The sequence below is a fragment of the Epilithonimonas zeae genome, from assembly GCF_900141765.1.
Classification (GTDB): Bacteria; Bacteroidota; Bacteroidia; order Flavobacteriales; family Weeksellaceae; genus Epilithonimonas; species Epilithonimonas zeae.
This window is the reverse complement of sequence record NZ_FSRK01000001.1, coordinates 767,935-781,199: the sequence shown is the minus strand read 5'-3', so window position 1 is coordinate 781,199 and position 13,265 is coordinate 767,935. Positions and strand designations below refer to the sequence as shown.

At 34.7% G+C, this 13,265-nt stretch carries 10 protein-coding genes; 1 reads left to right on the top strand and 9 read right to left on the bottom strand.

The features are described from left to right. Nucleotides 1–11: 11 nt before the first annotated feature. The 4 genes from rsgA to BUR19_RS03490 form a co-directional block, all read right to left on the bottom strand. Nucleotides 12–938, bottom strand: a complete 927-nt coding sequence (rsgA, locus tag BUR19_RS03505; protein ID WP_074233530.1) for a ribosome small subunit-dependent GTPase A — start codon at nucleotides 936–938, stop codon at nucleotides 12–14. 212 nt (nucleotides 939–1,150) lie between these two features. After that, nucleotides 1,151–2,230, bottom strand: coding sequence for a chorismate mutase (locus tag BUR19_RS03500; RefSeq protein ID WP_074233529.1), 1,080 nt, complete (start codon nucleotides 2,228–2,230; stop codon nucleotides 1,151–1,153). Nucleotides 2,231–2,708: 478 nt separating this feature from the next. Continuing rightward, nucleotides 2,709–3,446: a hypothetical protein gene (locus BUR19_RS03495; protein WP_074233528.1), complete on the bottom strand. Its 738-nt coding sequence runs from the start codon at nucleotides 3,444–3,446 to the stop codon at nucleotides 2,709–2,711. Between the two features lie 171 nt (nucleotides 3,447–3,617). Next, nucleotides 3,618–3,833, bottom strand: coding sequence for a hypothetical protein (locus BUR19_RS03490; RefSeq protein ID WP_074233527.1), 216 nt, complete (start codon nucleotides 3,831–3,833; stop codon nucleotides 3,618–3,620). 276 nt (nucleotides 3,834–4,109) lie between these two features. Between BUR19_RS03490 and BUR19_RS03485 the strand changes: the two genes are divergently transcribed. Then, on the top strand, nucleotides 4,110–5,873 hold the full coding sequence (locus BUR19_RS03485; RefSeq protein WP_074233526.1) for a helix-turn-helix domain-containing protein: 1,764 nt from the start codon (nucleotides 4,110–4,112) through the stop codon (nucleotides 5,871–5,873). Here the strand turns inward: BUR19_RS03485 and BUR19_RS03480 are convergent. The 5 genes from BUR19_RS03480 to BUR19_RS03460 form a co-directional block, all read right to left on the bottom strand. Next, on the bottom strand, nucleotides 5,868–6,206 hold the full coding sequence (locus BUR19_RS03480) for a hypothetical protein (RefSeq protein ID WP_074233525.1): 339 nt from the start codon (nucleotides 6,204–6,206) through the stop codon (nucleotides 5,868–5,870). The two genes, BUR19_RS03485 and BUR19_RS03480, sit on opposite strands and share 6 nt — an antisense overlap. 278 nt (nucleotides 6,207–6,484) lie before the next feature. Further along, nucleotides 6,485–7,567, bottom strand: coding sequence for a DNA polymerase III subunit gamma/tau (dnaX, locus tag BUR19_RS03475; protein ID WP_074233524.1), 1,083 nt, complete (start codon nucleotides 7,565–7,567; stop codon nucleotides 6,485–6,487). A gap of 452 nt (nucleotides 7,568–8,019) precedes the next feature. Next, nucleotides 8,020–9,261, bottom strand: a complete 1,242-nt coding sequence (odhB, locus tag BUR19_RS03470) for a 2-oxoglutarate dehydrogenase complex dihydrolipoyllysine-residue succinyltransferase (RefSeq protein ID WP_074233523.1) — start codon at nucleotides 9,259–9,261, stop codon at nucleotides 8,020–8,022. Nucleotides 9,262–9,327: 66 nt separating this feature from the next. Further along, a complete protein-coding gene (locus BUR19_RS03465; protein WP_074233522.1) occupies nucleotides 9,328–12,138 on the bottom strand; it encodes a 2-oxoglutarate dehydrogenase E1 component in 2,811 nt (936 codons plus the stop codon). Between the two features lie 126 nt (nucleotides 12,139–12,264). Further along, entirely contained in the window at nucleotides 12,265–13,236 is a 972-nt protein-coding gene (locus tag BUR19_RS03460) for an SRPBCC family protein (RefSeq protein WP_245799014.1), read from the bottom strand. Nucleotides 13,237–13,265: the final 29 nt, after the last annotated feature.

Here is a 13,265-nt window from a genome sequence, read left to right as displayed (position 1 = left end):
GTAGGATTTTTTTATTTCTGATTCATTTCTTCTGCTTCTTCCATTAGCTTGAGATAAGTGGAATATCTGGTTTCTTCTATTTCTCCTGTTTCCAAACCGTTTAAAACTTCACATTTGGGTTCGTTGATGTGCATACAATTGTGGTATTTGCAATCTCTACCTTTTTGAAAAATCTCAGGAAAATAATGTTGAATTTCTTCCTTTTCAACATCTATCATTGCAAATTCACGAACGCCTGGAGTATCGATAACCGAACCTCCAAAATCCCAAAAATGCATCTGAGCAAATGTTGTCGTGTGCTTTCCTTTGAGTACAGATTCTGAAATCTCCCCTGTTTTAATGTGCAAATCTGGCTGCAAAGCATTCACTAAAGTTGATTTTCCGCACCCAGAATGTCCGAAGAAAACAGACGTTTTATCTTTAATTCTATTAATTAAAAAATCAAGATTGAGCTTTGTGTAAGAAGAAATGTTCAATGTATCGTAACCGATATTCTGATACATTGCTTCTATGTTTTCTACGATGTCTTTTTCTTCATCATTCAATGTATCCATTTTATTGAATAATATCAAAGGTGAAATATTATATGCTTCACAGCAAGCTAAAAACCGATCAAGAAAACCCAAAGACGTTTCAGGGAATTTCAAAGTATAAATGAAACAAGCAATATCAACATTGGAAGCAATGATGTGTGCTTCTTTGGAAAGGTTAACGGATTTTCTGATGAGATAATTTCTCCTCGGGAAAATTTTGGTAATCCAAGCGACATCATCCTGTTCCAAAGAAAATTCTACCTCGTCTCCTACCGCCAACGGATTGGTAAGACGTGTTTTTATTAATTTGAATTTTCCGCGAATTCTGGCTTCAAAGATTTGTTTTGTTTCTGATTCCAAAACCTGATACCAGCTTCCGGTTGATTTGATGATGATTCCTTTCAAACAGTAGAATTTTGTATTTGGCAAATTTAGAAATTTAAAGTCAGCCTCAATAAAAAAGAAGCTAAATTATTAGCTTCTTTTGGTTTCTATTATTAAAACAGAGAATCTTGTGCAGCCCGACTTATCTCATATTTCTTATTTATTTCAATTTGAATCGATGAACCACTACATTAGGTTTGAGTGGAAGGCGGATTAAGCTGCCCAAATAATTATTATCTGTCAATCATAATGTTATTTTGTACTTCGATACTTTCTTCGTGGATGGCTTTGAAAACTTTTTCTATGAACTCCTGAGACATCCCTGTTTCAAATGCTTTCTGAGTCGCATATTCTGTAATTACTTTCCAACGCTCTGGCTGAAAAATAGCGATGTTATTTTCTTTTTTCAATGTTCCGATTTTCTCAGAAATTTTCATTCTTTGAGATAACAACTCTATCAATTGGAAATCCATATCACTGATTAAAGTTCTGTGTTTTCCCATCTCGTCTTCGTATCCGGAGATATCAGAATTACGAACCTGAAGATTGCTGATCATTTCTGCCAAAACTTCTGGTGTGATCTGCTGAGAAGCATCGCTCCAAGCATTGTCTGGGTCACAGTGACTTTCTATAATCGCACCCTGGTAACCTACGTTGAAAGCTTCCTGTGCAACGCCAGCCAAACCGGTTCTGTTTCCACAAATATGTGAAGGATCGATAAACAAAGGAATATTTGGAAATTGATTTTTGAAATCTAAAGCAATCTGCCAGTTCGGGATGTTTCTGTATTTGGTTTTTTGGTATGTTGAGAAACCTCTGTGGATGGCGCCGATATTTTCTACACCTTGACCCAAAAGTCTTTCCAAAGCACCAATCCAAAGCGCCAAATCTGGATTAACCGGATTTTTTACCAACACTGGTTTGTTGGTTCCTCTCAACGCTTGAGCAATTTCCTGAACCGTGAATGGGTTAACCGTAGAACGCGCACCAATCCAAAGGATATCTACATCTGCTTCCAATGCTGCAAAAACGTGGTGTGCATTAGCCACTTCTGTTGCCGTTTTGAAACCGAATTCTTCTTTTACTTTTTTCAACCAGTTAAGACCAATTACTCCTACTCCTTCGAAACCGTTTGGTTTGGTTCTGGGTTTCCAGATTCCTGCACGGAAAGCTGAAATTTCCGCACCGCTTTCTTTCAGTCTTTTGGCTGTTTCCAGCATTTGAGATTCGCTTTCTGCACTACAAGGCCCTGCAATAATCATCGGGTTTGCGAAGTCTTGTATCCAATCGTTCTTTAAATCGTTTAAGTTCATATTTTTAATTTTATATATTTTTAAATTAATGCAATAGTGTATCTGTTATAAATCTTGATTTATAATTCCTTTTCAAAAAGTACCGTTAAAAAAATTTTAAATGTGTTACGGATTGAAATTGTTCCGCGCGTTTTTTGAGAAAGAAATTCAGTTAGCTAAGCCAATAAAATCGGTAATAGGTTCTGAAATTTCCGTAATAAAATCCAAAAAAGCTAAATAATCTGTCAAAAGAAATGACAGATCTTGAAGTTGTAAAATATGGAAATTGATTTGATTCCATTTTATAAATCCTTTGTTAAAGGACTTTTAGCTTGTTTTGGTTGATATTTTTTCTTCTTGTGTCGAAGAAATCTTTGACAAATATATAAATTAATATCAAACTTAGCTCAATTCTAGATAAAAAAATAAAAGCAGACGAATCTGCTTTTACAAAATTTAAATTTAATATTCGATTCTTACTTAGAATCTGATTTAACAATTATTGCGTTTGATTTGATATTTTATGGATATTAATATTCACTTTTGCAGTAGTCAAAAGCCCCAGATTTATGGGTAAAACGCCTGACGTGTTGAGAGCAAATGTTAAGGTTTCTCCAGCGTTTAAATGCACCATAGAGTTAAGTGATGTAGAATTGACAGGAATAGCTGCGAGAGTAAGTGTCAGAACCAATGGAACATTAATAGCAACTCTAACAGCATCAAAAAGTTTCTCATCCCAAACTACAGTATTATTTTTTATAAGACCAATTCTCTTGCCCCCTAAAACTTCAATATCTACACCTGAAGCCAGCTGAATCTCATAGTTGACAGAATAAACGCCAGATTGTGGTGCTGTATATACGCCATCAGTAAAACGTGATGGGTCGCCTAATTTCGTATCTGCAGTACCTGTAAGATTTAATTTATACCAAGAATCGCCTATTGCAAGGTTCAATAAAGACCAAGATCCGGTTTTTGAAGCGTAATAAGCATGGCCTCCAAATAATATATCTGCGCTAATTTGCTTAACCTCGAAATCACCAGTTGTAGCATTTTTATCCAAAATTAAAATTACCTGATCACTGGCTGGATAAGCTGAAACAACAGGTAATGTTCGGATTTTTAAATTTCCATTTATGTCCAAAGTTGATTTGGGAGTGGATGTATTGATCCCAACCTGTGCGTGTAAAATATTCGTTAATACAAAAACAACGAATAAGCTGAAGTATTTTTTCATGAGTCTCGTATTAAATATTATTGTTAAAAGCATAAATCAATGCTATCTCTTTAACTACCTACAGTAAAATCACCACTATTAATACTTTTTTCTACATATAATTATGATTATGTTTTTGTAGGTTTTCACGGTTATTAGTTTTTATTATTATCGATTATTAAAATAATGAAGTTACCATTGATGACCATTCTTCGGAGGCGGATCTCCTACGACTGGCTTTTGCGGAACATTGGTACTATCTGTTTGTACACTGTCACTGCTTTTTTTGAAAACCGAGTTTTCTTGGCTAATTTCATTATTAGCTGTTAAAATGTCATCTTGCGGTCTGCAAGATTGCGCAATAATTACTATTGCTAATGTCAAAATAGTTGAGATAATCTTTTTCATTGTTAAAAAATTTTGAAGTTTATCCCGGCCGGTTATTAGAATTCTTTCATCAAATCTATTGACAATCTTTTGCTTTTAAAACTAAGCTTGGTGCTTATTTCCAAATAAGCACACAATATTTTATATGATTATTACCAATCAAACAATACCGCATTATTAATAAAACATTCGCATTAATCATATTAAATTTTATTTTTTTAATAATTATTTTTCTTGAATTAGCACAAATTTTGATTAATTTTAATTATCTAAACTTAATCACTAATTTGAAGAGGTATGAAAAAAATCTATTTCATTACTTTACTTCTAATATCTAAGAATCTCTATTCTCAGCAAAAACAGTTCAGTGATTTTTATGAACTGAAAAAAAATTATGAATATCTCCCAGAGAATGATAGCCGAGCTTTCCAATTCCTAAATAAAGCAATATCACTTTCAAAAAAGGAAAAGAACAACTACCAATTGGTTCAGGCTTATAAAGATGCTGTTTTCTATACGCCTTCATCAAAAGATAAATTGAAGTATGCTGACAGCACTATTCTATCGGCTTTATCCACAAAAGATAGTGATTTGATAAGCGACGCTTTTTTGGGAAAAGGTATTATTTATTATTTCAATTATAAAAAATATAAATCTGCTTTAGATCAATATTTGAAGGCTTATCAATACTCAGAAAATACTAAAGATGAATATCTGAAAAATGAAATTCTTTATCATCTTGGTGTAGTGAAAAGCTACCTTGGTTACTACGATTCTGCATTAGAACATTTTCAAAAAGCCAATCAATTTTTCTACAACGGAATTCAGGAAAAAGCACATCCCAATATTATCTTTAATAACAAAAAAGGTTATTACAATACTTTGCACAGAATTATCGTCTGCCAGAGAAATCTTAAAAATTATAAAACTTTAAACTCCCTTATCAATACTGGATTATCACAAACACAAAACAATCCAGATTACACACAGGAATATGGTTATTTTCTAAAGGAAAAAGGAATTGAGGCATTCCGAAACAAGAAATTCACAAGTGCTATTTCTTCATTACAAGAATCTCAGAGACCTCTTTTAAAGATTAAAGATTTTTCGTGGGCAACAGTCAATTATTTCTACATCGGAAAGTCATATTTAGCTAACAATAATCCCACTAAAGCGATTTTGTATTTCAAAAAAGTTGATTCTGTTTTTCAAAAACATAATTTCATACTCCCTGAACTTAGAGAAAATTACGAATTACTGATTTTTCATTATAAAGATCAAAAAGACACAGACAAAGAGCTCTACTACACCAAGCAACTTCTAAAAGCCGACAGAATTATCAACAAAGATTTTGCCTATCTCTCTTCTACTATCCACAAAGAGTTTGACACAAAAATCCTACAAGACAAGTTGAACAATACTAATTCCCTTGGAGCTTGGATTGTTGGCATATTGTCTTCTGTAGCAATAACTTTAATGCTACTTCTGGTAATGAAAGAAAAAAATGAAAGAAAAACCAGAATCAATTATAAAATACTGGAAGATAAAATTTTGAACAGCATTTATACTTTAGCTCAAGATAAAATCAAAATAGAAATACCAGAACATCACGGGGAAACAGAGAAATGTCCTCTCAACGAAAACTTGGTAGAAAACCTATTGTGTAAATTAAAATCCTTTGAAGACAAATGTGGCTATATTGAAAATGGATTAACAATCAATAAGCTGGCGCATAAATTACGAACCAACTCAACCTATCTTTCTCAAGTTATTAATGATCACAAAGGAATGAATTTCAATAGATATCTTGGTGAACTAAGAATTAATTATATCACTAATAAATTATACACTGACAAAGTATATCTGAACTACAAAATAGAAACTTTGGCAGAAAAATGTGGTATTGCGTCCAGAACCAATTTTTCTAATTTATTCAGGGAAATCAATGGGATGAGACCAACAGAATTTATCAAAAAAAGACAGGAGTATATCACAAAAAATACTGATGACAGCAAAAAAAATTTTCCAATACTATCTTCTACAAAAAAAATTATTTTATGAAAGATCAAATCGCATCAAGTCATCCAAATCTTTCAATAGAGGATTAATCTCAACAAACTTTTCGAAGATTTTTCTTTTGGTCATCACTTCTTTTTTAATCGTTAAGTCTGTTTGATAGTCGATTTCAAATTTAAAATTATTGACTTTGTGTCTGAAATGGTTAAAAAACTCTGGGCTGACTCTATCAAATTCTGATTTAGCAAATTCTGACGAATACTTTACAACCACAAGGTTCTCATCAGATTTCTCCATCTTAAAACTACTGATAGCATTGTAAAGAAATGTGTTGGTTTTTGAAGTGTTTTTCAGGAAAATTTCCCATTCTCTGTCCAAATCCGTCTGAGAAAAATGATTCGACGGAAGGTTTTCATCCTTTATTTCTGAAAATTCGTCTTTCTTGACTTCTTCCTTTTTCTCTAAAGCCGCTTTGATACTGAATTGAGAATTAGACGAACTTCTGGCAATGGGTTCAGAAGCTTTCTGAATAACTTTTTTTGGTTCTTCAAAAACGGATTTTACCGGTTCGGGCTTTGGTTCAGCTTGAACTTTTGGTTCTGTAGAAACAGGTTTATTATCGGAAATTAAATTAGCCTCAAGAAGCGGCGCTAATATTAAGAACTTTTTTTTTTAGCTTCCAAACCTGCAGTCAGACTTGATAATTGCATTAACGCAATTTCCACAGTCAATCTAGGGTTTTTGGAATTTTTATAATTAATATCGGCGAAATTACAAATTTCAATTCCATCAATTAATTGTTGAGCCGACCATTTCTGAGATTGTTCAGCGAATTTGGATTTCGTTTTTTCTCCAACTTCGATAAGATTCAAAGTTTTAGGATTTTGGGCCATCATCAGATCTCGGAAATGATTCCCCAATCCGGCAATGAAAATATGCGGGTCGAAACCTTTTTTAACAATTTCATCAAAAGCAGTCAAAACACTCGGAATGTCATTTGCTTTTGCTAAGTCAACGATTTTAAGATACTGATCGTAATCTAAAATATTGAGAACTTCCGCAGCTTTTTCAAGTGTAATATTCTTCTGGGAAAATGTGCTTAATCTATCAAAGATTGACAAAGCGTCCCTTAAAGCTCCATCAGCTTTTTGAGCAATCAAATAAAGTGCATCATCTTCGTAAGTGATACTTTCCTTTTCAGCAATTTTTCTCAAATGCTCTTGGATATCCTCAATCGTGATTCTTTTGAAATCATAAATCTGACATCTGGAAAGAATCGTTGGAATGATTTTATGTTTTTCAGTAGTCGCCAAGATGAAAATAGCGTGAGCTGGCGGTTCTTCTAAAGTTTTCAAAAAAGCGTTGAAAGCAGCCTGAGACAACATATGAACCTCATCGATAATATAAACTTTATACTTTCCGACCTGAGGCGCAAATCTTACTTGGTCTATTAATTCTCTGATGTCATCCACAGAGTTGTTGGAAGCCGCATCCAACTCATAAATGTTAAATGCAAATCCATCATCATCTGCTGCACCAGATTTTTCGTTGATTTTTCTGGCAAGTATTCTGGCACAAGTTGTTTTACCTACACCTCTTGGTCCGCAGAAAAGCAATGCCTGGGCAAGTTGACTTTCGTCGATAGCGTGTTCCAAAGTATCTGTAACATGAGATTGTCCAACAACAGTGTCAAACTCTTGCGGACGGTACTTGCGTGCGGATACGATGAAATTTTCCATTGCTCAAAAGTAAGGATTAATTGTGAATTTTGGAAATGGTTTTTGTTTTTGTGAGAATATTTTTTGAACGCAAAGTCCGCAAAGATTTTATTAATTATTGAAAATATTTTAAAGTTCACAAAGGTACTTCGACAAGCTCAGCATAAACCTCAAAACTGATCAAAGTTTCATAAAAGTGTTTTTGTCATTCCGGAGGAATCTCGACGACTAGGTTTAGATTCTTTCAAAATGACAAAAATATGTTTTTAAGGTAACTGTTGTTTTGATGTCGAATATGCAGCCCGACTTGAGCGGAAATCCTTTTTTTGCTTGTACAAAATTTCTATTTAATATCAAATGGTTCTGCAAAAAAAGATTGGGAGCGGAAGACGGAAATAGCTGCCCAAATAATAATTATTTAACAAAAAAAAGAGAGCAAAATTGCTCTCTTTAAATATCTTGATTGTAATCTCTTACAATTCTAATGCTTTTCTTTCGTCACCATCCATTAGGAATTCTACTGGATTGTCAATTGCTTCTTTCACAGCAACTAAGAAACCTACAGATTCTTTTCCATCGATGATTCTGTGGTCATAAGACATCGCCACATACATCATTGGTCTGATAACCACTTGTCCGTCAACCGCAACCGGTCTTTGGATAATGTTGTGCATTCCCAAGATTGCAGATTGAGGAGGATTGATAATCGGCGTTGACATCATAGAACCGAAAGTTCCACCATTTGTAATAGTGAAAGTACCACCAGTCATTTCGTCAACAGTGATTTTTCCATCTCTAACTTTAGTTGCCAAATCTTTGATGTTAGCTTCAACACCTCTAAGAGTCATATTTTCTGCATTTCTAAGAACAGGAACCATCAAACCTTTTGGTCCGGAAACAGCGATAGAAATATCTGCAAAGTCGTAATTGATTTTGAAATCACCGTCGATAGAAGCATTTACGTCCGGATAAAGTTTCAATGCTCTCGTCACCGCTTTTGTAAAGAAAGACATAAAACCAAGTCCAATTCCGTGCTTAGCTGCAAATTCTTCTTTGTATTGTTTTCTGATTCTGAAGATTTCTGACATATCAACCTCGTTGAAAGTTGTCAACATTGCCGTTTCATTTTTAACAGAAACTAATCTTGCAGCAATCTTTCTTCTAAGAACTGAAAGTTTTGTAGTCGTTTGAGCTCTGTTTCCACCAGCTGGAGCACTTCCCATTGCAGGAACAGAAGCCGTTACCGCATCATCTTTGGTAATTCTGCCATCTCTGCCAGAACCTGTTACTTGAGATGCGCTGATTCCTTTCTCGTCAAGGATTTTTTTAGCAGCAGGTGAAGGTGTTTGAGAAGCGTAAGTTTCAGTTTTTGCAGCTTCTGCTTTTACTGGAGCTGGTTCTTCTTTTTTAACTTCTGCTTTTGTCTCTTCTTTAGGTTTTTCTTCAGCTGGAGCCGCAGAACCTGCAGGTTTAGCCGCATCCATATCAATAAGACAAACCACTTGTCCAACTTGTACTACTTCTCCTTCTTCAGCTTTCAAAGTAATAATTCCGCTTTGCTCAGCAGGAAGTTCCAAAGTTGCCTTATCAGAATCTACTTCTGCAATTGGCTGGTCTTTTTCTACGTAATCACCGTCTTGTACTAACCACGTTGCAATTTCTACTTCTGTGATAGATTCTCCCGGTGAAGGAACTTTCATTTCTAATATTGACATACTAATATTTGTTTTTAATTTCAGAACAATCTGGAGATTGTTATTCTTTATAGTTTATTAATTTTATTAAGCTGTTACTGGTCTTTTTGCAGGGGCATCATCCGTTTGGAAAACATCGTTGATGATTTTGGTCTGATTTTTCTCAAACATCTTATGACTTCCCGGCGCTGGCGTTCCACTAGCAACTGGAGAAATCAACTGGATATCTGTGTTTCTGAAGTTTCTCAAAATATAACTCCAAGCACCCATATTTTCTGGTTCTTCCTGAGCCCAGATTAAATCTTTTCTGTTGTTATACTTATCGAAGATGGCATTAATGTTATCCAAATTCAAAGGATAGATTTGCTCTAATCTTACCAAAGCAACTTTATCATCATTAAGCTCTTCTTTCTTGGCTAATAAATCGTAGTACAATTTACCCGTACAAAGCACCAATCTTTCCACTTTTGCCGGGTCAGCAGTTGGGTCGTCCAAAATCGGCTGGAAACTTCCGTTTGCCAAATCTTCTAAAGGAGAAACCACTTTTGGATGTCTCAATAAAGATTTCGGCGTCATAATAACCAATGGTTTTCTGAATCCGAATTTCATTTGTCTTCTCAACAAATGGAAATAATTTGCAGGAGAAGTGATATTAGCAACGATTATATTTTCGTTAGCTGAAAGTGTCAAGAATCTTTCCAGTCTTGCAGAAGAGTGTTCCGCACCCTGGCCTTCAGAACCGTGAGGCAACATCATCACCATTCCGTTTTGGATTTTCCATTTTTCCTCAGCAGCAACCAGATATTGGTCAACAATAATCTGAGCACCATTCGTAAAATCTCCAAACTGAGCTTCCCAAATGGTCAATGTTTTAGGCGCAGCCATCGCATAACCGTAATCAAATCCTAAAACACCATATTCAGAAAGATGAGAGTTATAAACATCAAATCTTTGCTCATTAACGTGTCTTAATGGGATATATTCCTCTTCTGTATCTTCTGTTTTCACAACAGCGTGACGGTGAGAGAATGTTCCTCTTTCCACATCTTCTCCAGAGATTCTCACATTGTAACCTTCTGTCAAAAGCGTAGCATATGCCAATAATTCGGCAACTGCCCAATCCAAAGAATTATTCTCCACCATTTTGATTCTGTTCTCAAAAAGACGAGTAATCTTGTTAATGAATTTCTTATCTGCAGGAAGGGTCGAAATTTTAATCGCTAATTCTTTTAATTTTTCTAAATCAAATTTTGTATCGATGGTAGAATTGGCAACAGCGCCTTTTCCACCGATTGGGAAATCTGTCCAGTCATCTTTCATAAAGATGTCCATTGTATTTCTTTCGATTTCTTTGGAAGCATCAAAGTTTTCATCAAGCAAAGCTTTGAACTCCTGCTCCATTTTTTTCAAAACTTCATCTGAAACTACATTTTCCTTAATCAAAAGTTCTTTGTAGATTTCTCTTGGGTTCTGATGTTTTGAAATTAATTTATAAAGATTAGGCTGTGTAAATCTTGGTTCATCACCCTCGTTATGACCATATTTTCTATAACCTAAAAGATCGATATAAACATCTTTACCAAACTTCGCGCGGAAATCCGCAGCAAATCTAATCGCATGAACAACCGCTTCCACATCATCTGCATTGATATGCATCACCGGAGAATCCGTTACTTTTGCGATATCCGTACAATAAACTGAAGACCTTGCATCAAGATAGTTTGTCGTAAAAGAAACCTGATTATTCACAACGATGTGAACAGTTCCACCCGTTCTGTAACCTTCCAGATTCATCATCTGAGCGATTTCGTAAACAATACCTTGCCCGGCAATAGCCCCATCTCCGTGGATTACGATTGGTAAAACTTTAGAATAATCATCTTTGTAAACGTTATCCACTTTTGCTCTGCAGATTCCTTCTACAAGCGCAGCAACGGTTTCCAAGTGCGATGGATTAGGAGTAAGGTTGATTCTAACTTCTTCTCCGTTTGCCGTTGTAATTTTTTTAGAAGAACCCAAGTGGTATTTGACATCACCAGAGAACACATCTTCTTCAAACTCTTTTCCTTCGAATTCTGAGAAAATCTGTTTGTAAGACTTTTGGAAAATATTAGTCAAAACATTCAGACGACCTCTGTGAGCCATTCCAAGAACAACCTCATCAACGCCTAATTGTGATGAACGTGTAATCAATTGATCCAATGCAGGAATCAAAGATTCGCCTCCTTCCAAAGAAAAACGTTTTTGACCAACGAATTTTGTATGCAAATAATTTTCAAATGCCACCGCTTGGTTTAGTTTGAAAAGGATTTCTGTTTTTTCCTGAGCAGATAATGTCGGATGGTTTTCGTTAACATTCACCCATTCCATAATCCATTTTTTCTCCTCAACATTTTGGATATGCATATACTCCACACCGATAGAATCACAATAAATGTTTTCTAAATGTGTAATAATCTCCTGCAATGTTGCAGGACCTGGCATCCCGGTTTGCGTCGCAGAATTGAATTTTTTATTCAAATCTTCTTTAGACAAGCCAAAATTTTCGATTTCAAGTGTTGGAAAATAATGTCTTCTTTCTCTTACAGGATTGGTTTTTGTAAAAAGGTGACCTCTCGACCTGTAAGCTTCGATTAGGTTCACCACTTTGAATTCTTTTGAAATATCTTCTGAAACAGCATTGTTTGTAACTGCTTGCTGAGCATATTGAACTGGAGCTGATTGAGAAACGGACTGTGATGTCGCATCTTCATCGCTGTAATTTTCCAATGCAAAATCAAAACCTTGGAAAAAAGCTTTCCAAGAAGGTTCTAGAGCATCTGGGTATTTTTTGTACTGCTCGTACATATCATCAATCAACTGAGCATGTACGGCATTTAGAAATGAAAATTTATCCATTATTACAGATTATCTGTTAAAATTTTAATTTTAAATAATTGCCAACAAATTTACTAAATTTTTGCGGACTAATGTTTAAAGGAGTGATTTATTCCAGTAAATATACATGATATTTATCAGATTTTTCTATCGATAAACCGGCAAAGATAATTTGAGTTTTACATCTTGATTATCAATTGGTTCTTCCAAGAACTCTTCCATTAGCTGACCGTTTCTCAAAGTATCTTTTTTAGCCTTTTTGAGAAGCTCCTGAATATTTTTCACACGGTTGTTATAATTCCCCTGATAATAGATGTAATAAACTTTAGAAGCATTGAGTGTTTGGAAACTGAAATTATTATCACTCACAGAAATTCTTTTCGACAATGGAACACCATAGAAATAAGAAACCTCTTTATCTTTCAGGTTAGCCGGATTAGTAAGAAGTACAGGCATCCCAAACTCATCATCTTTTTTTCCTAAATCTGACCTAACATAATTAACTACTTTTCCATGGTTCATTATGACGTTTTTGAAAAGAATATCTTTGGTATTTCGGGTGCTGACATTGACTCCTAGAAGCAATTCTCCATCACGATTCTCAACCATAATACTGTCGTATTTGATTGAGGCTAATTTCTGATCTCTATCAACTTTATTACCTAATAATTGATAAAGATTTTTCATACTTTTATCAATATTCTCAACGAAAAAATCTTCAGCAATAAGATTGAGAGAACGCTCCAGATAATCTCTTTTTGGCGTATGGATGTTCCAGAATAATTTAGTTTTTTGTCCATTGGGAACAAATTTCACATCTATCAAATACGGATTAGCACTTTCGCCATCGAAAAGCTGATAACGCACCGTTCGATTGACATTGGAATAACGGATAAACAAATCGCCCAATTTGTTATTTTTTTTATCGGAAAAATTCATTGCACTTCCCAAACCTTCGTAAGGTGTAAAAAATGAATAAGTCAAATCTTCCTTACCAGCAAAAAAATCGTTCCAGGCTGCAAAATTCTGAAGATTGTTGAACTGAGGAAAAACCTTATCAACAGGATAATTGATTTCTGACTGATGGGTAAAACTCTTGCTTTCATCCACAAAATTCATGGATATAGAATAGATTCCGAAAAGACAAA

What these genes read in the sequence shown, in the direction of transcription:
- BUR19_RS03500 (WP_074233529.1), bottom strand. Translation starts at nt 2,230, where the DNA reads ATGAACTTAAACGATTTAAAGAACGATTGGATACAAGACTTCGCAAAC.
- BUR19_RS03495 (WP_074233528.1), bottom strand. Translation starts at nt 3,446, where the DNA reads ATGAAAAAATACTTCAGCTTATTCGTTGTTTTTGTATTAACGAATATT.
- BUR19_RS03490 (WP_074233527.1), bottom strand. Translation starts at nt 3,833, where the DNA reads ATGAAAAAGATTATCTCAACTATTTTGACATTAGCAATAGTAATTATT.
- BUR19_RS03485 (WP_074233526.1), top strand. Translation starts at nt 4,110, where the DNA reads ATGAAAAAAATCTATTTCATTACTTTACTTCTAATATCTAAGAATCTC.
- dnaX (WP_074233524.1), bottom strand. Translation starts at nt 7,567, where the DNA reads ATGGAAAATTTCATCGTATCCGCACGCAAGTACCGTCCGCAAGAGTTT.
- odhB (WP_074233523.1), bottom strand. Translation starts at nt 9,261, where the DNA reads ATGTCAATATTAGAAATGAAAGTTCCTTCACCGGGAGAATCTATCACA.
- BUR19_RS03465 (WP_074233522.1), bottom strand. Translation starts at nt 12,138, where the DNA reads ATGGATAAATTTTCATTTCTAAATGCCGTACATGCTCAGTTGATTGAT.
- BUR19_RS03460 (WP_245799014.1), bottom strand. Translation starts at nt 13,236, where the DNA reads ATGAATTTTGTGGATGAAAGCAAGAGTTTTACCCATCAGTCAGAAATC.